29 protein-coding genes are annotated in these 17,671 nt (G+C 63.0%); 11 read left to right on the top strand and 18 right to left on the bottom strand.

Annotation, left to right across the window (positions count from 1 at the left end; genetic code table 11):
* Window position 1: 1 nt before the first annotated feature.
* The 3 genes from NKK47_RS26390 to NKK47_RS26380 are packed head-to-tail and all read left to right on the top strand — an operon-like array spanning window position 2 to window position 1,774.
* Entirely contained in the window at window positions 2-343 is a 342-nt protein-coding gene (locus tag NKK47_RS26390; RefSeq protein WP_352569438.1) for a hypothetical protein, read from the top strand.
* Window positions 340-1,224: a cytochrome c oxidase assembly protein gene (locus NKK47_RS26385; protein WP_023676157.1), complete on the top strand. Its 885-nt coding sequence runs from the start codon at window positions 340-342 to the stop codon at window positions 1,222-1,224. The genes NKK47_RS26390 and NKK47_RS26385 overlap by 4 nt, the downstream gene beginning before the upstream one ends.
* On the top strand, window positions 1,205-1,774 hold the full coding sequence (locus tag NKK47_RS26380) for a c-type cytochrome (RefSeq protein WP_023676158.1): 570 nt from the start codon (window positions 1,205-1,207) through the stop codon (window positions 1,772-1,774). The genes NKK47_RS26385 and NKK47_RS26380 overlap by 20 nt, the downstream gene beginning before the upstream one ends.
* 39 nt (window positions 1,775-1,813) lie before the next feature.
* On the opposite strand, the gene NKK47_RS26375 is transcribed toward NKK47_RS26380, so the two are convergent.
* From NKK47_RS26375 to NKK47_RS26350, 6 genes are read right to left on the bottom strand one after another with little or no spacing between them, the layout of a single operon-like run.
* Window positions 1,814-2,287, bottom strand: a complete 474-nt coding sequence (locus tag NKK47_RS26375; protein WP_352578813.1) for a DUF2269 family protein — start codon at window positions 2,285-2,287, stop codon at window positions 1,814-1,816.
* Window positions 2,287-3,573, bottom strand: a complete 1,287-nt coding sequence (locus NKK47_RS26370; protein ID WP_352578812.1) for an SDR family oxidoreductase — start codon at window positions 3,571-3,573, stop codon at window positions 2,287-2,289. Before NKK47_RS26370 ends, NKK47_RS26375 begins: the two co-directional genes overlap by 1 nt.
* A gap of 34 nt (window positions 3,574-3,607) precedes the next feature.
* Window positions 3,608-3,949: a hypothetical protein gene (locus NKK47_RS26365; RefSeq protein ID WP_352578811.1), complete on the bottom strand. Its 342-nt coding sequence runs from the start codon at window positions 3,947-3,949 to the stop codon at window positions 3,608-3,610.
* Window positions 3,946-4,308, bottom strand: a complete 363-nt coding sequence (locus tag NKK47_RS26360) for a hypothetical protein (protein ID WP_023676162.1) — start codon at window positions 4,306-4,308, stop codon at window positions 3,946-3,948. The genes NKK47_RS26365 and NKK47_RS26360 overlap by 4 nt, the downstream gene beginning before the upstream one ends.
* Window positions 4,308-5,528, bottom strand: a complete 1,221-nt coding sequence (locus tag NKK47_RS26355; RefSeq protein ID WP_352578810.1) for an NRAMP family divalent metal transporter — start codon at window positions 5,526-5,528, stop codon at window positions 4,308-4,310. The genes NKK47_RS26360 and NKK47_RS26355 overlap by 1 nt, the downstream gene beginning before the upstream one ends.
* Complete coding sequence (locus NKK47_RS26350) at window positions 5,525-5,923, bottom strand: hypothetical protein (RefSeq protein ID WP_352578809.1); 399 nt, start codon at window positions 5,921-5,923, stop codon at window positions 5,525-5,527. The genes NKK47_RS26355 and NKK47_RS26350 overlap by 4 nt, the downstream gene beginning before the upstream one ends.
* Before the next feature lie 219 nt (window positions 5,924-6,142).
* Between NKK47_RS26350 and NKK47_RS26345 the strand changes: the two genes are divergently transcribed.
* From NKK47_RS26345 to NKK47_RS26335, 3 genes are read left to right on the top strand one after another with little or no spacing between them, the layout of a single operon-like run.
* Entirely contained in the window at window positions 6,143-6,358 is a 216-nt protein-coding gene (locus NKK47_RS26345) for a DUF2934 domain-containing protein (protein WP_023676165.1), read from the top strand.
* 5 nt (window positions 6,359-6,363) lie between these two features.
* Complete coding sequence (locus tag NKK47_RS26340) at window positions 6,364-6,492, top strand: hypothetical protein (RefSeq protein WP_280952094.1); 129 nt, start codon at window positions 6,364-6,366, stop codon at window positions 6,490-6,492.
* 8 nt (window positions 6,493-6,500) lie between these two features.
* Window positions 6,501-6,689, top strand: a complete 189-nt coding sequence (locus NKK47_RS26335) for a hypothetical protein (protein WP_352578808.1) — start codon at window positions 6,501-6,503, stop codon at window positions 6,687-6,689.
* Here the strand turns inward: NKK47_RS26335 and NKK47_RS26330 are convergent.
* The 6 genes from NKK47_RS26330 to NKK47_RS26305 form a co-directional block, all read right to left on the bottom strand.
* Window positions 6,675-7,436 carry a GntR family transcriptional regulator gene (locus tag NKK47_RS26330; protein WP_352578807.1) on the bottom strand — a complete coding sequence of 254 codons (762 nt, stop codon included), beginning with the start codon at window positions 7,434-7,436 and terminating at the stop codon, window positions 6,675-6,677. The two genes, NKK47_RS26335 and NKK47_RS26330, sit on opposite strands and share 15 nt — an antisense overlap.
* A gap of 70 nt (window positions 7,437-7,506) precedes the next feature.
* Window positions 7,507-8,289, bottom strand: a complete 783-nt coding sequence (locus NKK47_RS26325; protein ID WP_352578806.1) for an SDR family NAD(P)-dependent oxidoreductase — start codon at window positions 8,287-8,289, stop codon at window positions 7,507-7,509.
* 98 nt (window positions 8,290-8,387) lie between these two features.
* Complete coding sequence (locus tag NKK47_RS26320; protein ID WP_352468022.1) at window positions 8,388-9,302, bottom strand: PfkB family carbohydrate kinase; 915 nt, start codon at window positions 9,300-9,302, stop codon at window positions 8,388-8,390.
* The gene (gene uxuA / locus NKK47_RS26315; protein WP_352578805.1) at window positions 9,299-10,498 is read right to left on the bottom strand and encodes a mannonate dehydratase; all 1,200 of its coding nucleotides are present in this window, start codon (window positions 10,496-10,498) and stop codon (window positions 9,299-9,301) included. Before uxuA ends, NKK47_RS26320 begins: the two co-directional genes overlap by 4 nt.
* Window positions 10,499-10,635: 137 nt before the next feature.
* Complete coding sequence (locus NKK47_RS26310) at window positions 10,636-11,295, bottom strand: ThuA domain-containing protein (RefSeq protein ID WP_352578804.1); 660 nt, start codon at window positions 11,293-11,295, stop codon at window positions 10,636-10,638.
* A gap of 11 nt (window positions 11,296-11,306) precedes the next feature.
* On the bottom strand, window positions 11,307-12,404 hold the full coding sequence (locus NKK47_RS26305; protein WP_352578803.1) for a Gfo/Idh/MocA family protein: 1,098 nt from the start codon (window positions 12,402-12,404) through the stop codon (window positions 11,307-11,309).
* Between the two features lie 240 nt (window positions 12,405-12,644).
* On the opposite strand from NKK47_RS26305, the gene NKK47_RS26300 reads away from it, so the two are divergent.
* Window positions 12,645-13,553, top strand: a complete 909-nt coding sequence (locus tag NKK47_RS26300; RefSeq protein WP_352578802.1) for a dihydrodipicolinate synthase family protein — start codon at window positions 12,645-12,647, stop codon at window positions 13,551-13,553.
* Here the strand turns inward: NKK47_RS26300 and NKK47_RS26295 are convergent, their stop codons facing one another.
* The 6 genes from NKK47_RS26295 to NKK47_RS26270 form a co-directional block, all read right to left on the bottom strand.
* Window positions 13,554-13,952: a DUF1801 domain-containing protein gene (locus NKK47_RS26295; protein WP_292654454.1), complete on the bottom strand. Its 399-nt coding sequence runs from the start codon at window positions 13,950-13,952 to the stop codon at window positions 13,554-13,556.
* A 91-nt stretch (window positions 13,953-14,043) separates the two neighbouring features.
* On the bottom strand, window positions 14,044-14,514 hold the full coding sequence (locus tag NKK47_RS26290; protein WP_352578801.1) for a DUF1801 domain-containing protein: 471 nt from the start codon (window positions 14,512-14,514) through the stop codon (window positions 14,044-14,046).
* A gap of 4 nt (window positions 14,515-14,518) precedes the next feature.
* Window positions 14,519-14,749, bottom strand: a complete 231-nt coding sequence (locus NKK47_RS26285) for a hypothetical protein (protein ID WP_352578800.1) — start codon at window positions 14,747-14,749, stop codon at window positions 14,519-14,521.
* Between the two features lie 82 nt (window positions 14,750-14,831).
* Window positions 14,832-15,224 (bottom strand): VOC family protein, encoded by a 393-nt coding sequence (locus tag NKK47_RS26280; protein WP_352451012.1) that lies wholly within the window; start codon window positions 15,222-15,224, stop codon window positions 14,832-14,834.
* A gap of 71 nt (window positions 15,225-15,295) precedes the next feature.
* Window positions 15,296-15,706: an SRPBCC family protein gene (locus NKK47_RS26275; protein ID WP_352578799.1), complete on the bottom strand. Its 411-nt coding sequence runs from the start codon at window positions 15,704-15,706 to the stop codon at window positions 15,296-15,298.
* On the bottom strand, window positions 15,703-16,026 hold the full coding sequence (locus NKK47_RS26270) for an ArsR/SmtB family transcription factor (protein WP_023716560.1): 324 nt from the start codon (window positions 16,024-16,026) through the stop codon (window positions 15,703-15,705). Before NKK47_RS26270 ends, NKK47_RS26275 begins: the two co-directional genes overlap by 4 nt.
* A gap of 194 nt (window positions 16,027-16,220) precedes the next feature.
* Here NKK47_RS26270 and NKK47_RS26265 point away from each other — a divergent pair, with 194 nt between their 5' ends.
* The 4 genes from NKK47_RS26265 (at window position 16,221) to NKK47_RS26250 (ending at window position 17,623) form a co-directional block, all read left to right on the top strand.
* Window positions 16,221-16,463, top strand: coding sequence for a type II toxin-antitoxin system Phd/YefM family antitoxin (locus tag NKK47_RS26265; RefSeq protein ID WP_352468031.1), 243 nt, complete (start codon window positions 16,221-16,223; stop codon window positions 16,461-16,463).
* Entirely contained in the window at window positions 16,460-16,888 is a 429-nt protein-coding gene (locus NKK47_RS26260) for a type II toxin-antitoxin system VapC family toxin (RefSeq protein WP_352578798.1), read from the top strand. The genes NKK47_RS26265 and NKK47_RS26260 overlap by 4 nt, the downstream gene beginning before the upstream one ends.
* A gap of 107 nt (window positions 16,889-16,995) precedes the next feature.
* Complete coding sequence (locus NKK47_RS26255) at window positions 16,996-17,226, top strand: AbrB/MazE/SpoVT family DNA-binding domain-containing protein (RefSeq protein ID WP_023676182.1); 231 nt, start codon at window positions 16,996-16,998, stop codon at window positions 17,224-17,226.
* Window positions 17,216-17,623: a PIN domain-containing protein gene (locus NKK47_RS26250; protein ID WP_352578797.1), complete on the top strand. Its 408-nt coding sequence runs from the start codon at window positions 17,216-17,218 to the stop codon at window positions 17,621-17,623. Before NKK47_RS26255 ends, NKK47_RS26250 begins: the two co-directional genes overlap by 11 nt.
* Window positions 17,624-17,671: the final 48 nt, after the last annotated feature.

The following is a 17,671-nucleotide window of genomic DNA, read 5'->3' as shown; positions in this document are numbered from 1 at the left end:
GATGCGTGCGCTTCGCTTGGGCACATCATGGGGCGGGCTGTTGTCCGGGCCTTTGGCTTGGGCGGTGTCGACGCAGCTGAATTATGCGTTCGTGGAGTGGCAGTGCGCCCACGGTATTCCCGTCATACCGGTCATTGCGCTGGTGCTGACAGTGCTGGCGTTGCTCGGCGGCGGGCTTTCGTGGCGGGCGCGACAGCAAGGTGGCGCCGCCTTTAAACCGGATCGTACGCGCGGCACCGAGCATTTCGTCGCCAAGATCGGCATTCTCAGCGCGGTGCTGTTTGCGCTGGTAATCGTCATGCAAGGCGCGGCTTCGCTCATTGTTGACGGCTGCCTACGATGAGCTTCGACGCGCTCTTCTCGACCTCGATCTGCTACGGTGCCGGCGCCCCGCAGGCCGGCTGGACGCTGGCGTTGCCGATCACGCTGCCGCTAACCATGGTCGCACTGCTTTACGCGGCAGGCGCCTTTCGGCTGTGGCGGCGGAGTGCCCGCAGCCGCCCGTTGCGGTTGCGGCAAGCCCTGCTGTTTGCGACCGGCTGGGCCATTTTGGCGGCAGCACTGGTCAGTCCGCTCCATGCATTGGGTGAGCGCGTTTTCACCGCCCACATGATCGAGCACGAGCTGTTGATGGCGGTGGCGGCACCCCTGCTGGTCGCCTCCCGTCCGGCGGCGGCGATGATGTGGGCATTGCCGACCAAGCTGCGGCTGGCATTTGGCGCAGCCGGGCAGGCGAAGGTGCTTCGAACCGTTTGGGCCGCCGTCAGCCGCCCTCTAGCCGCGACCTTCCTGCACGGCGTCGCGATTTGGGCGTGGCACGTTCCGGCGCTGTTCGAGGCGGCGCTTGCACAGGGTGTCCTGCATTATGCGCAACATGCCAGCTTCTTTGGTACGGGGCTGCTGTTCTGGTGGGTGCTGCTGCCGCGTTCAGGCCGCGAACAAGCCTACGGCAGCGCAGTCATGCACCTCTTTTTCACCTCGCTGCACACCGGCCTGCTCGGGGTGCTGCTGCTGGTCTCGCCAAGGCTGTGGTACCCGGTAAACGCAGCCGGCGCGGAATTGTGGAGCCTTAGCCCGCTCGAGGACCAGCAGCTCGCCGGCTTGGTGATGTGGGTTCCGGCCGGCCTGATTTATGGCGGAGCCGCGTTGCTGCTGGCCGGTCTGTGGATTCGCTCAAGTGGACAGAGAAGATGGGAGGCGTCGCATGCGCTCCAGGCTGTCTAAGCTGGTCATTGGTGCCGGGACGGCAATTGCCGTGCTGGCCGCAGCTTGGGCGGCGCTGACGTTGTGGCCGGAGCGGCTCGTCAGGGTCGCGCATAAGACGGACAATGCCCCTGGCAGCATCGGCGTGCGCGCAACATCGCGCTTCACTCCGTCCGGACCCATCCTCGGCGCCGCGGCAATTGTCGTGCTTGTTGCAGCCCTGGCCGGGATCGCGTTGTACTTCGAGCAAAGCCGTCGAGTGGAGCAGAAGGCCGACAATGCAACCGGCGGTGTTGGCGCCCGCGCCATACCAATCATCATGGCCAATGGCTGTGCCGGATGCCACACGATCACCGGCGTGCCCGGCGCGCAGGGACTGGTCGGTCCACGCCTCGACGCCAGCTTGGCCACCCGGGTCTATATCGGCGGCGTATTGTCCAACAACCCGCGAAACATGGTCCGTTGGATACGCGCCGCAAGAGAGATCAATCCGCACACGGCAATGCCTTCGACCAGAATTTCCGAGCAGGAGGCGCGGGATATCGCGGCCTATCTCTATTCGCTGAAATGAAAGTCATCGCTCATCCCGGCAGCTGCACGCGGCCTGTCTTCACCAGTCGATCGCAGGCCGAGTGATCATCAGCCAGAAAATCCCGAGTACCGCAGCGAAGGCGGGGAAGCCGAAGGCGAACCACAGCCAGAAGAGCCGATGATAGCGCGGCGGCAACGGCGCGCTATCAGCGGCGGCTTGCGATGCCAGCTTGCGCAACTCCATTTGCATCCAGACGACCGGGAGCCAGAACATTCCGGTGAAGATATAGAGCGCGATCGAAAGTACGATCCAGCCCTCCGACAGCGAGTAGCCTGCCTGCCAGGCGAGCGCGGCTCCGGTCAAAGGCTGCGCGACCACGGCCGTCGCGGTGAAAAGGAAGTCGGCGACGACGACGATACGCGCCACCGCCGCAACCGTCGTGGCATTGCCGGTCCTGTGGGCGAGCAGCATGAAGAAAGCGATACCGGCGCCGGTACCAAGCAGCACGGATGCGCCGATGACATGCAGCAATTTCAGCAGGAAATAGAGCATCAACGCTCCTCCAGCACTGCCAAGGCCACAAAGTGCAGCACCAGGATCGGCAACACCTTGAGGAACGGCCCAAGCGGGTCGTTCCACAGATCGGGGCTCAGGAAGCTTCCGACGACCAGGTAGAAGAGCGAGAGCGCGATGCCGCCATAGAGGCCTTTTCGCGTCGCTGGCCGCCAGGCTAGGAGCGCGCCGACGGCGATGTCGGCAAGGGCACCGGCTATCACGGTCGGCGCCGACAAGATGCCAGCCCCCGTGCTTTGCATCAGCTCGATGCCACCGTTATAGCCGGTGGTCAACGACACAATACCCGTCACGATCCAGAAGAAGGGCAGGACGAGGAAGATCGCAGGCTTGATGAAATACAGCCGGGCAAACCATTTTTCCTGCACCGTTGCCGGATTGAGCGCGAGGAAGCCCGCCAGGGTTTGCGGGCGTATGCCGGTCGCTGCGGTCCAGTCCGAGGGATCTCCAACCGCTCCTCGGGCGATCTCTCTGGCCGCGTTGGTGCGCATCGGTGGACGCCAGCCGAACATCGCGGCAAGGTCGCCGAGGCGGTAGAGAAGCCTTGCAACAGCCGCCGGCAAGACAAACCTGGCTGCAGAAGCCCAGCCGAGCCATCGGCGATAGCTGCCGACGACCTCGTCCATGCTCAGCTGTTCGGGACCGACAAGTTCCAACACGACGCGAGACGGACTGTCGGGATCGAGAAGGAAGACGACTGTTGAGACCACATCGTCGAGTAGTACCACCTGGAGCCGGCCGGTGCCGGGCATGGACGGCAGCACCGGCAGCGAGGCGAGACCCCTAAACAATGCGCTGGCCCCAAACACCGGCCGGCCGAGCACCACGGACGGGCGCAGGATCACCCAATCCAGATCAAGCGCCATAAGCGCTTGGTCGCCGGCCAGTTTCGTCGCCGAGAATGCCGAAGGCTGCGCCCGATCGACGCCTATCGCCGAGAAGTGGATTACCCGGGCAACCCCTGCCCGCGCACAGGCGAGGAAGAGTGCTGCCGCCGCATCGCGATGGACTTCGCGCGTCTTTTCGCGAGGGCTGTCCTGCAGGACGCCGGCACAATTCACGACGGCGTCGACACCCCTGAGATGCGGTAGCCAGTCTTCGGGCTGCAGCGCCACCGCCATGTCCAGCACCAGCAACTGATAATTGCCGGCCCGGTTTGCGCCGGGGTTGCGGACCAATCCGATCACCTCATGCCCTTCGGAAAGAAGGCGTGCGACGACCGAGGCACCGATCAGGCCGGTGGCGCCGGTAACCAGGACTTTCACTGGACCCCATTCTCCGACGGCGGGAAAGTATCGTTCATTCCGGTTTATCGCCCTCGATACTCCCCTTCATACCGGAAAGTTCTTCTGTCGTGCATAACAACCGCGGCCGCGCCGGGTCGGAGATGTCGAGCTTGTCCCAGGGAATGCGGTACACGCTGTCGCGACTGCGCAATCGAAAGGCGTCGAGGACCGAAATGCCGATGGCCGAAGCGGACAGACGCTCGAAGGCCGCGTAGATGCCGACATGGTACTCGGCAACTACCAGGTCGTCGCCATCCGGTTCGGCGCGTATCTCCTCGATACGGCCGATGCTTTTGCCGCGCTGCGAAAGCACATTCCTGCCAGCCAATTGCTCAAGATTGACGGTGGCCATCATCCAGCTCCCGGAATACGCCCAATGACATGATCGCGCAGCCAGTCCTGCCAGTCGAAAATCGCCGTTTCGCGGACGTCGATATCGAACTCGATGTCGACGCCGATGTCGCGCACCTTGTTCCAGGCGATGCGGTGCGGCTCGGCATGGCGCTTGCCGCCGAGCCTTGCCGCAACCCGCGCCATCCAGCGCCCGGGTCGCTCGCCAAGCCGACGCCCCAGCGTGATCGAGCCGAGCTCGACCGCAACGATTTTAGGCGGCTCGCCTGGCCTGAGCTCGGCCACCAGCCCGTCGACCTTGCCGATCTTGACCTGCTCGCGGTCGACCACTTGCTTGTCCAGGATGTCGCGCAGCAACTTCATCACGTGCCTCCGAATATCTGCAAAGGAATGGTCACGATCGCGAGCACGAAACCGAGCGCGATGATGAAGATGACCGCGGCATTCGCTATCATGCCATTGCGGTGCTCGCCGACATAACGCTCGTCATTCAGCAGGAAGAGGAACGGCACCACGGTCAGCGGCAGGCTGGCGGCCGTCAGCGCCATGGAAAAGATGGTGAGCTTCAGCGGATCGAGGCCCAGTGCGATCGGAATGGCGGCGAGAACCAACAAGATTGTATAGACGGTGCTGAAACCCGGGTCGTCGCGCGGTTTCAGGTTCTCGCCCCAGGTCCAGCCGAAACCCTGCGCCACAAGGTAGGCTTGCTGCAGGCCGATTTCGAGCACGGCACCGAAACAGGCAATGCCAAGTGAAGCGACGAACAGGACGAACCCCCAGAAACCGAAGATCTGGATCAGCATCAGCGGCAGTTGGTGGTAGTCGTCGACCCGCTCTATGCCGTGTGCTACCAGAACGAGCGCCGCCACAATCAGCACACCCATAGCGATTGTGCCGCCAAAACTCATGCCCAGGCCGGCAATCGCCCGATTTGCTCCGAGATAGCTCTTGTCCCACTCGTCCTCGATCGCTCCCGACGAATAGAACATGAACAGATAGGGCGAGATCGACGCACCAAGAATGCTGACCGCCATGAACCAGTAGTTGGCCGCGTCGTGATTCGGCAGTGTTGGCACGGCCCCGGCCGCGACCTGCCCCCAATCGGGCTTCAGCATGACGGCGCCAACCACGAAGCACAGCGTGACCAGCCCGAGGATCGCGACGCCTTTTTCGATGAATCCGAACGTGCCTTTCCAAAGGAACAGCCATGCCAGAAAAGCGACCGGCAGCGCCCACCACTGAAAGCCGATGCCGGTGGCGAGCTCGAGCGCAATGGCAACACCGCCGATTTCGGCTGCCATGACCAGGAAGTTGACCAGCAAGGTCGCAAGCAACGGCCACAGAAAGGCGTTGAAGCCAAACCGTTCCCGGATCCCGTCGGCGATGGTGTGATGGCTAACTGCGGCGAAGCGTCCGGCCATTTCGACCAGGAAGATGATGCAGATCGTGCCCAGGACGACGGCCCATATCAGCTGAAACCTGAACGCCGCGCCGGCCTGAGCGGCGGTCGCCATTGATCCGACCTCAAGAAAGCCGCCAACGCTGGTGACGACGCCGAGCGATATTTCGAGCAGCTTCTTCATGATTTCGGCGCGAAATATTTCGCGTAGGACGTGCTCAGGTCGGCGGCGGCGGCCCGCAGATCCTGCTGCGCCTGTTCCACTTCCGAGCGGTTGCCGTTCTGCACGGCCGTCGCCGCGCGCATTACCGTTGCCGAAAGCCGTCCAACCACCATCGTCAGACCGGCTTGCCCGCTGGGCTCAGGCGACTTGGCGGACTGGATTTGCGCACCGGCATCGGCGAGCGCCTTGCCGACCGATTGCAAAGTGCGCGACGTGTATCTCGACGGGGCTTCCCCAGCGATCCAGCTCTCCAGGACCAGCGATGCGGTCTGTGTGGCGGAAGCCGCGGTTTTCGACTGCTGCTCGACCTGGCCGGAAGGCGAGCATGCCGTCAGTACAAATATTATCAGCAGCAAGCACAGGCGGTCTGGTCGAAGACCGATGGCTGTAACGGCATTTACAATACGTGCTTGTAGCGTTGCTGCCACACGATTGTTCTCCCCGCACCAGGCGACTTCGGCGCGAAGTTTGATCTAGAGCGCTGGATGATCAGGTCAACTGAACCGCGATGAACGGCGCTGGCACCGCGGAACAAACCAGCGATCGCCGGATTAGGGGATGAGGAGGCAAAGGCCATGGACAGGGAAGAGCGTATCAGGCAGCGAGCCCATGAGATCTGGGAGCGCGAAGGCCGTCCGCAAGGACGCGAGCGCGAGCACTGGGATCAGGCCGTGCAGGAGATCGAAGCTGAGGGTTCCGAGGCCGAACGCGGCCCGGTCGTGCCCGATCCAACGGTCGAGGCCGGCTCCGATCCGGAGGCACGCGGCAGCAAGCGGCGGCGAGGGACATGAGGCCGATGCCTCGTTTCGTCGCCTGGATCGTGGTCGTACTGGTCGTGCTGTTCGCCGCCTGGCTGATGATCGGGCGCGACAGAACCGGCGGCGGAGGTCAGCCCACGCCGCACGCAATTGATCAAAATGGATAGGAGCCGACATGACGGGAACCGATACTCATCCTGAACAAGACCCGGCGGAAGGATCGCGATCGGTAGTGGAAAAGCAGCTCCGCAAGGAGCAAGGCGGCGAGGGTCAAGATCGCAAAGCCGAGCCAGCTTCCGACAAATCCGGCAGCAAGACCAAGACGCCTTCGGAAGCGCGCAAGAAAGGCTCAGGCTTGGATTGAGCCGGCCGAAAGCAGGCTCACACTGCCGTTTGCCGCGAAATAATAGGGATAGCGCTCCTGGACGATTTCGAGCACCTCGAAGATGCGGCGAAGATGCGTTCGCATCGCCTCTTCCGCCGCAAACGCGTCGGCCTGCTCAAGCGCATCGACAATCCGCCGATGCTGGCCGAGGACCACCGACATGCTGTCGAGGCGCGGAAAAGACAGGAAGCGGAAGCGGTCCATGTGCAGCTTCGCCGCGCTGATGTCGGCCCAGATTCCGGGAAACCCGGCATGACTGGCGATATGCTGGTGGAACAGCTCGTCCGACTTGAAGAAGCGCCTGTCGTCCGCGATGGAGGCGAACGTCTCCTGGACGGCCAGTTCGCCTTTTAGCACGGCAAGCAGGTCAGCACGGCGCGGGCTCTCGACCGCGCGCTTGATCAGGCCGACTTCGAGCGCTTCGCGCAGGAACTGCGATTTCTCGAGATCGGCAATCCGGAGCGGCGCCACCATGCTGCCGCGCTGCGGATAAATGTCGATCAAGCCAAGACCGGCCAGCCGGGCGAGCGCCTCCCTGACCGGCGTGCGGCTCACGCCGAGGGCTTCCGACATCGCCTTTTCAGAAATCAGCTCGTGCGGCTTCAGGCGGAAGGTCAGGATCTGGTCGAGCAAAACCTCGAACGTCCTAGCCGCAACTGAAGCGCCAGGGGCGGTTTCGCCGAGCCGCCCCTCGGTGATGGTCCGCATCCCCAAAAGCCCTGCCATCGGCGACCCCTTATAGGCTCTGCAGCTTCAAGCCGTTCATGAAATGCCTGCGCAAGCAGCAGCGCCGACGTTATTCCTTGCGCGGAGAACCGCCGATGCGCGCCAGCAGGCCGCCATCGACGCGTACGACCTCGCCGGTGACGAAGGAGGCATCGTCGGACAGCAGGAAGGCGACGACTGCGGCAATCTCTTGCGGCCGGGCGGTACGGCCGAGCGGATGCATATTGTCGAGGATGCGCAGGATCTCGTCGGGCTTATCGTTGAGCTTGACCGCATCCCGCAGCATCGGCGTGTCGACCGCACCCGGAGCGACGGCATTGACGCGCACGCCGAGCGGCGCATAGTCGACGGCCATCGATTTGACCAGGCCGATCAGGCCGTGCTTGGCCGTGCTGTAGGCCAGAACCCCTTCCTGGCTGGCCAGACCCTGCACCGAGCTCATATGGACGATGGCGCCGCGGCTTTGCCGCAGCAGCGGCATCGCCGCGCGGGAGAGCAGGTAGGCAGCCTTGAGGTTGACGTTCATCACCTCGTCCCAAAGCGCCTCGTCCGTGGTCTCCACCGTTCCGTAACGCTGGATGCCGGCATTGTGGGAGAGCATGTCGAGCCCGCCGAACGCGGACCGGGCAAGCTCGACGGCGCGGCCACAGGCTTCAGTGTCGGCGGTCGAGCCAAGCACGGCGTGCACGGTCACGCCGCGCGCCGAAAGCTGCGCCGCGACCTCATCCAGCTGATCGCCCGCCCGGTCGAACAGGATCAGGTCGACGCCTTGCTCGGCCAGTCTTTCGGCGACAGCACGGCCGATGCCCATGGCCGCCCCCGTGACCAGTGCGCGTTTTTTGAACTCAGCCATTTATCCTCCCTCGAACAGTTGCGCAGCGATTGCCATGGTAGTCGACGGGCGCCACTTGACGTGCTCTTTCCACCGAGCCGGCCCAAGCGTGTTCGGCATCATGTCGATCCTTGCATGAAAGCCAGCGTTTCCGCGCGCGTCGGTGCGCCAAGACGTCCACCAAAGCGCAGGCATTTCAGGGCGGCGGCGGCGCTGGCCACTGCTATCGCCCGCTCTTCGTCCCAACCTTCGGCCAGGCCGAGAGCGAAGGTGCCGTGGAACACGTCGCCTGCCGCCAGAGTGTCGACGGCTTCGACCCGCGGCGACGGCAGATGACGGACGTCATTGCTGCCCGAGTAGCGGAACACGGTGCCGTTCGCGCCATCGGTGACCGCCACGAAGGCGCCGGTCCGTTCGCCGAGAATGGCGACGGCAGAACCGGCGGATATCTCCGGACCGCAAAGGATGCGTGCCGCCGGCAGCGAAGCAACGACGTGCGAGGCGAGCGGCAGCAGCCGGTCGAGCACCGGTCGCGACGCGACATCGGCGTCAAGGATCGCCGGGATGCCGCACTCGCGAGCCTTCGCCAGCGCCAGGGCCGCGGCTCCGGGCCAGCGGACATCAACCAGCACGGCGTCGAAGTGGGAAAAATCCGCGGGCGGAAGACGGTCAGGATCAGCTTGCGTGACTGCATCGTAGAAGGGCACAATCATACGCTCGCCGGCGGCATCGACCAGGATGGTGGCAATGGCCGAGCGGCCACCTTCAACCCTGCGCACCAACGAACAGTCGACCCGCTCCGCCTCCATCTGGCCGATGACATCGCGGCCGACAGCATCGTTGCCGACGCTTGCCCATAGCCAGACCTGCCCGCCCTGGCGGCTGGCCGACGCGGCCGCGCTTGCTGCCATGCCGGCCGCGATCTGCACGGCCTCGCTTGGCAGGAACTTGCCGGCGCCGGAGGGCAGGACATCGAGGCGCAAGATCGTGTCGTAGGTGAGCGCGCCGACGCAGAGCAGGCGGGGCGCCGTCATTGCAGCCGGTAGCCGCGCTGATGGGCAATCGCCGTCATCACGCCTCTCAATTCGGCAAGGCCGCGAAGACGGCCGATCACGGGGTAGCCGGGATGGGTGTGCCGCGCGGCGTCATCGATCAGCTCGTGGCCATGATCCGGGCGAAACGGCAGCAGCGCCGCCGGTTCGCCGGCGTCGCGGCGGCGTTGCTGCTCGTCGAGCAAGATCGAGACCACCGAGACCATGTCGACATCGCCGCTCAGATGCTCGGATTCCATGAACGAGCCGTCCGGGTCCTTGCTGACGTTGCGCAGATGCACGAAGTTGATCTTGTGCGCAAAGCGCCTGGCGATGGCGGGCACGTCATTGGCCGGGTTGGCGCCCAGCGACCCCGTGCACAAGGTGAGGCCGCTATGGGCCGATGGCACGGCGTCCAAGATAAGGGCGATGTCGTCGGCGTTCTTGACGATCCGGCACAGGCCGACGAGATCGCGCGGCGGATCGTCCGGGTGGATCGCCAACGTGACGCCCGCCTCTTCGGCCGCCGGCAGCACGTTTTCGAGAAAACGGACGAGGTTCTCGCGCAGCCGGTCGTGCGACAGGCCCGACTGCTCGGCCACCACTTCGCGCAATTCTGCTATGTCGTAGCGCTTGAAGGCGCCCGGCAGGCCGGCCATGATGTTGGCGAGCAGACGCTCTTTTGACGTATCCGGCGTCGTCTCGAACCATTCGCTCGCCCGCTGGAGAACATCGGACGCATAGTCGCGCTCCGATCCCTTGCGCTGCAGCATGTAGCAATCGAACGCGGCAAGCTCGTGCATGTTCATGCGGAGCGCCCGTCCGCCGCCCGGCAGCGGCGCAGCCAAGTCGGTCCGGGTCCAGTCGAGGATCAGCATGAAGTTGTAGCAGACCGTGCGCACACCGCAGGCGCCGAGATTCCGTAAGGTCTGCCTGAAATTGTCGTAGAGCCGGTCGAGATCGCCGCGGCCGAGCTTGATGTCCTCGTGCACGGGCACACTCTCGACGACGCTCCATTTGAGGCCCATCGCCGGATCCGCCTCGATAAGCCCCTGGCGCTGCCTGATGGCGTCGATCGGCCAGACTTCGCCGTAAGGGATGTCGTGCAATGCCGTCACGATGCCGGTTGCGCCGGCCTGCCTCGCGTGGGCAAGCGTTGCCGCGTCGCTCGGACCAAACCATCGCCACGTCTGCTCCATTCGACCTCCAGCTACGGAATTTCCCGATGACCGCTGGTGTATTGGATGCTACCATGGCAGTCAATTGTGCCTGTGCCAGCGTTCGGGCGGCCGCCCTATGAGAGATTACAACGATACGTGGCGTTCAGATTGAACGGCTATCCAAGGTCCGAGTTTCGGCTGGCCCAAATCGCGCCGCGTTCGAACATCGTGCGCATTTGCGGCACGGCGAACTCGTCGGCGGTGTGCCCGAGCGCGCTGTAGAAGACGCGGCCCTTGCCGTAGCGGCGCTTCCAGACAACCGGCATGACGACGCCGGCGATGAAATCGAGATGCTCGCCGGTGAAAGTAGTCGTCGCCAGCACCTCGTTGGTCGGATCGACATGCATGTAATACTGCTCTGAACGGTAGGCGAAGCCGTCGATGCCCTGCATGACCGGATCGCCTGGCCTGGTGATGTCGACGTGATAGTCGATGATGTTGCCGGGATGGGCGACCCACTGGCCGCCGGTCATGAACTGGTATTCCGGCTCGTTGCGGAAGCTGTCGCACATGGTGCCGTGAAAGCCCGCAAGGCCGGTGCCGGCCCCGACGGCGCTGGTCAGGTTTTGCAGCTCCGGCTTTTCGATCGTCGACATGGTGATCACCGGGACAATGAGATCGAGCTTGCCCAGCTGCGGATCGGCAAGCGCCGAAGTCCCCTGCTCCAGCTGCACGTCGAAGCCGTTGCCGGCCAGCATCTCCTTGACGATTTCGGCGCTTCGGGCCGGGGTGTGATCTTCCCAGCCGCCCCAGAAAATCAGTGCCGTCTTGCTCATCGCATTATTCCCTATTCCAGAATTCCGAAAGGCAGGTCGGCGCGCATCGGCGCCGGCCGGGCGCAGCCATATCTGAGATCGATACACTGCCCTATCTCTGCTGAAGAGATGATCGATTCCATGATTTCCAGGACATGGAGGGAAAGATCGAGACTGGCGCGGTGTTGTCTGCCCGAGACGACCGCCTGCGCCATGTCGGCAAGGCCGAGGCCCCGGTAATTGCCGTCGCCATAGGAATGGATCTGATCGGCCACCGTCCAGTCGCCCTTGCGCTGGTTGGTCCTGATGTCGCCCTGGAACTGGTTGGGATCGGAGACGATCATCGAGCCCGTGGTTCCGTAAAGTTCGATGTGATTGTGTTCATGCTTCCAGACGTCGAAGCTGGTGGTGATCGAGACCGCGGCGCCATTCTCGAATGCGAGCAGGCCGGAAATATGGGTCGGCACCTCGACCCGGATGGTTTCGCCCTGGCGCGGTCCAGAATCGATGGTGCGGGTGGCGTAGGATGACTTCGCCTGCCCGGTCACGGATTTTACCGGACCAAGGAGATTGACCAGGCAGGTCAGATAGTACGGTCCCATGTCGAGCATCGGCCCACCGCCGGGCTGATAGTAAAAATCCGGATTGGGATGCCAGAGTTCGTGGCCGGGCACCTGCATGAAGGCAGAGCCGGCGACAATGGTCCCGACCGTATCCTTATCGACCAGCCGCCGCGCCGTCTGGTGGGAGCCGCCAAGAAAGGTGTCGGGTGCGCAGCCGACGCGCACGCCCTTTTCGCGCGCGGCCGCGACCAGCCGCTCGGCGTCGCTGAGCGTCGTTGCCAGCGGCTTCTCGGAATAGACGTGCTTGCCTTGCCCGACAGCCTGCAGGCCGACCGGCACATGATGCTGCGGCGTCGTCAGATTGAGCACGATCTCGACGCGCGGATCGGCCAACAGCGCGTCAACCGGCATGGCAGCCAGGCCGTAGGCCGCTGCCTTGGCCTCGGCCGCCGTCCGGTTGATGTCGGCGACGCCGACAATGTCGAGCACCGGGAATTGTGGCGATGCCTTCAGATAGGCATCCGAAATGTTGCCGCAGCCGATAATGCCGACACCGATCCTCCGCATGGGCTTCTCCTCAAAAGGCGGCATTGATGAAACAGCAGAACTCGTTTGTCACCCCCCTTTCGGCCAGACGACGTTATCCCGTGACAAGGATATACTTCGAGAGCCTCAGAACCGCCGCCCGATCACAATCGCGCGCCTATGCGCGAGCCGCTTGCTTTCGAGGTCGAACGGCCGGTACTCAGCAACATTGCTTCATGTAGCTTGCTCGACATTTTTGATGCCGGCTTTAGAAGGACGCACATGATCCGCCCACAAGGAACCATCGCACCGATCCTGACCCCGTTCGAAAACGACGGCCGCATTGCCCGCGACCTCTGGATGTCACACGCCAAATGGGTGCTGGATCAGGGAGCGCACTTCCTGTCGCCGTTCGGCACCACGGGCGAGGCCTTGTCCGTCTCGTTGCGCGAGCGCATGCAAGCGCTGGAGTGGCTGGTCGAGGCCGGCATTTCGCCAGGCCGTCTGATGCCCGGCACCGGTGTCACAGCACTTGCCGAAACCGTCGAGCTGACGGCGCATGCCGTCGGGCTCGGCTGTGCCGGGGTGATGGTGCTGCCGTCGTTCTTCTATACGGCCGCCGGCGACAACGGACAGGCCCGCTACTATGGCGAGCTGATCGAACGGGTGGCGAACCCGGCGATGAGGATGATCCTCTACCACATCCCGCAGAATTCCGGCGTACCGGTGAGCCCGGCGCTGACCGCCCGCTTGAGCCAAGCGTTTCCGGATGTCGTGGTGGCTTACAAGGACAGCGCCGGCGATTGGAACAACACCGCGGCGGTCATTGCGGCAGCCCCAAGGGTCGCGGTGTTCCCGAGCTCGGAAGCACAGCTGACGAAAGGCCTCGCCAACGGTGCTGCGGGGTGCATCTCGGCGACGGTCAATCTGAATGCCCCAGCGATCCGGGCCCTCTACGACGCAGCACTGGCGGGAGAGGACATTACTGACGCGGATGCCGCCATCAAGGCGTTCCGCAAAATCATCCAGGACGCCGGCCTCATCTCCGCGATGAAGGCAGTGCTGGCGGTACGGTCCGGCGACAGACGCTGGCTGAACCTGCGCGCGCCGCATGAGAACGCGACGCAAGCCACCGGCGAAGCTTTGCTCGCCGCTCTCGGCCCGCTAGCCGACCATATCGGCCGGAGCTGACTATCGGGCCGTGTTCAGGGCGGCAGCAGCGCGTATCAGCGCCTTGAACGCATTCTCATCTATATCTTCGCCCTCACGGATATCGATGGCGCGCCTGGTGTTGCCTTCGAGACTGGAGTTGAACAGGCCTGAAGGATCCGGCAGGGAGGCGCCCTTTGCGAAGGTCACCTTCACGACGTTCTTGTAGGTCTCGCCGGTGCAGATTATTCCGGCGTGCGACCACACCGGAACGCCTCGCCACTTCCACTCCTCGACCACTTCCGGGTCAGCCTGCTTGACGAGAGCGCGGACATGGGAAAGCGTCTTGCCTCGCCAATCGCCCAGCTCACTGATCCTCGCATCTATCAGCTGAGAGGGAGAGCTCTCTGCATTTCCTTCCATAGAGCCACTCTTCATCATCATTGTCGCTTTCCCTAGGGTTGTTGCCGCTCGCCCGTCACATGAATACCGCTAGTCGGCACCGGGTTTGCGGGAATGACTCGCATTCCACTCACATTCGCTCGCCAGGCAACTGGCTGGCTTGCTTTACCCAGTCGGTGAGTTGAGCTTCGTCGAGCTGGTCGTCCTCGCGGATGTCGAAGTAGCGCACGTCCTTGTGCTTGGACTCGCCTGGAGGGACAGGATGCAGCGACGTGCCGCGGAAGAAAGCCAGCTTGATGTACTTTGTGAAGCAATGGAAGTTGAGGAACCAGCCTTGACCCTCTACGCCATAGAAGGGCGAGTTCCATTTGACGGCCTTGCGCAGGTTGGGAACGTTGCGCTCAATGAGTGCGTCGAGGCGGCGGCCGACGTCGCGTTTCCAGCCCGGCATGGCCGCGATGTAGGCCTGCACAGGAGCGTCACCATCACCCTTCGGGATCTGCGGGTTGCCGCCTGCGAGGAGGACCGGCTTGGCGGCTGCAAGCTTGGCGGCGGGCTTCTTCGCGACCGCCGCTGACTTGATGGACGTCTTGTTGGCCATGCGTTCACTCCAATGCGCCGGCGCCCCCTGCGTTGCGCCACTTGGGAGCGTAAGGCAGCACGAACATGTACAGACCGGTAAGCAGGAGCAAGCCGAGTGGAAACAGCGGCAAGAGGTATACCCAGTAGGCGGGCTCCTTGCCTACTCCCAGGCTGATGAAGATGGCGGCGACGACCGCCGCAAAGATAATCGACAGCCAGCGGTGGATCTGCCGAACCCATTTGTTCCAATCCATTGAGACCTCCTCTGAAGACGAAGCGGATCGGGCGGCCCGTTTGGCGACTCCCGCCGGGCAGCCACGCCACTGAGCGCATGCTTTACCAGCGCGCCAGTTGGGTGATTTGAACGAGGTTGCCGCAGTTGTCGTTCAGCTGGGCGATGGTCGAGCCGGTTACTTCGGTCGGCGGCATCGTGAACTCGGCGCCGCGCGCTTTTATGCGCTCGTAGTCGCCCTTGACGTTATCGGTGAAGAACATGACCGCGGGCTGGCCCTGCTGGAAAATGGCTTGCTGGTAGGCCTTGGCCGCCGGGTTGTCATTGAGCGCGAGTTGCAGCTCGGCACCGTCCGGCTCGTCGGGTGATGCGACGGTCAGCCAGCGAAACGGCCCATTGCTGAAATCGGCCTTCTTGGTAAAGCCGAGCGTTTCGGTGTAAAAGCCCAGTGCCTTTTCCTGGTCGTCCACGTATACTTTGGCCAACTTGATCTTCATTGGCTTGCCTCCATTATCGCCTCGTGATGTCGCTCTGTAACAGAGCCCTTGCTTGGATAGCCCAGCGGATCTCAGTCCGTCCGCGCCAGAACCTGCTCCAGATCGTCAAAGAACCTCGGCCAGCCGACTTTGGCACCCCGGAAGTAAGGCTGCTGATCCGGCCGGAAGCCCGACTGTTCCATGCGCAAGCGGGCTCCGGTGCTCGTGGGGGTGAGGGTCCAGGAGACGACACTCTTGAGATCCTTGGTATCCCACGTGTAAGTCAGTGTTCTGTTCGGCTCGACCGTCTGCACCTGACATTCGACAGCGCCCCAGTCTGCGTGAAAATTGAAACGGTGGTCCGCGACAGGTTTGAAGTCATTTTTCATGAGCCACTCCTCGATCAAGTGTGGTTGCGTGAGCGCGCGCCAGATCTTCTCGGGCGGATAAGCGATTTCCCGTTCGACAACGACGGAGAGCGTTTCGGTCGCCATTTCGTTCACTGGTCCATCCTTTTGAGCAGGTCTTCGAGGTCGTCGAACCGGCTCTGCCAGAACCCGGTCATCTGGCTTGTCCAGTCAATCAGGGGGGCAAGCGCAGCAAGCTGCGCGCTATAATGGGTCTGTCGCCCTGCATGGCGGTCGCGCACGAGCCCGGCCTGCCTCAAAACGCCGAGATGTTTTGACACGGCCGGTTGCGAGATCCCGGCCTGAGCCGTCAGAGCCCCGACCGTCTGCTCTCCTTCGCGACACAGCCGCTCAAAAATAGCGCGCCGAGTCGGATCGGCAAGCGTTCTGAAGAGCACATCGTGAGCGTTTGGCATTGGGATCGATAACCCTTCGGCTATTGGTCGATGTATAACCACCGGGATATGTATGAGTCAAGTGGGAAGCGGCATGTTTCTCGTTGCAGGTCACCTGCTTCGCTCACGCAGCCAGTTGCTTATTCGCCGTGCTCTGCACTGGAATTGTCACGCGTTATACGCTACATGACCATCTACATGGTCAGGAGCGTGACATGGACGCGGTCAATCTGGCGGACGCCAAGGCACATCTGAGTGAGCTCGTCGACCGGGTTGAAGCTGGAGACTCGATCGACATAACCCGGCGTGGCAAGCCGGTCGCCAGGCTCACGGCCGTGGCCCGCCCTCGCAAACGGATCGACGCCGTCCTGCTCCAATCCCTGACCGCAACCATGCCTCTGCAGGCTCAGGCTGCCGCCGATCTGGTGCGATCGATGCGAGATGGCGATCGCTATTGACGTCCTATCTCGATACTTCGCTGATCATCGCGGCGCTATCCAACGAAGCCATGACCGCGCGCGTTCAGGGCTGGCTGGCGGAGCAGGACCCAGCGCAACTTGTGATCAGCGACTGGACCATCACCGAGATGTCCTCCGCCATGGCGATCAAGCTTCGGACCGGACAGATCGACCTGGAGCAACGCGCGGCAGCGCTCGCGATGTTCAATAGGCTTGTCGCTGAGAGCTTCACCGTGCTGCCGGTGACGGGCGGGCATTTTCGGGTCGCCGCGAAATTCGCCGATCAGCATATCCTCGGGCTTCGTGCTGGCGACGCCCTGCACCTCGCGACGGCATCGGAGCATGGCGCCACGGTGTGGACCCTCGACCAGCGGCTCGCCGAGGCAGGACCGATTCTCGGCGTGCCGACGCAGTTGCTGGCATGATCGAGGCCCTCTCCTCCAAAATGAATAAACCGATTGGCTGCAATTCTTGACCTTGACGACCTGTGGATATACATTTCTTCCAGCGTATATCTAAGAGAGGAAGTGGCATGCAGGTCGCCAAATGGGGAAACAGTCTTGCGGTCCGCCTTCCCGCCGCTGTGGTCGAAGCGCTTGAACTCAGGGAAGGCGATGAGATCGAAATCCATGTCGCTGACGCCCGCCAGCTTGGCGTCGCGCGGAAGCCCGGGCGTGAGGAGTTGCTGAAGCGTCTCCGCGCCTTCCGCGGTCGGCTTCCCGCTGACTTCAAATTCGATCGGGACGAGGCAAATGCCCGTTAGTTTTTTCGATACCAATGTCCTTCTTTATATCGCGTCAGGCGACACGGCGAAGGCGGATCGGGCCGAGGCGGTCATCGCCGATGGCGGGGCGATCAGCGTGCAGGTTCTCAATGAACTCACCAATGTCGCGCGTCGGAAGATGCAAATGTCATGGGACGACACGCATGCGCTGCTGACCACGCTGCGCGGCCTGTTGACGGTTCATCCGCTCACGCTCGAGACCCACGAAACAGGATTGAGGCTCGCCGAGCGGTACGGCCTTTCCACCTATGACGCGATGATCGCCTCCGCGGCGGTTCACGCTGGCTGTGATACACTTTGGTCGGAGGACATGCAGCACGGAATGGCGCTCGACGAAGGCTTGCGCATCGTTAATCCCTTTCGCGTTGCGAGCTGATCACGCTCATTGAAGGGAGCTGGCCGGGAGCGAACTGGCGGCTTTCGA

Source organism: Mesorhizobium sp. M0019, from assembly GCF_040323975.1.
Lineage (GTDB): Bacteria > Pseudomonadota > Alphaproteobacteria > Rhizobiales > Rhizobiaceae > Mesorhizobium.
The sequence above is the reverse complement of the archived record's forward strand: the minus strand, read 5'-3'. Positions and strand labels throughout refer to the sequence as shown.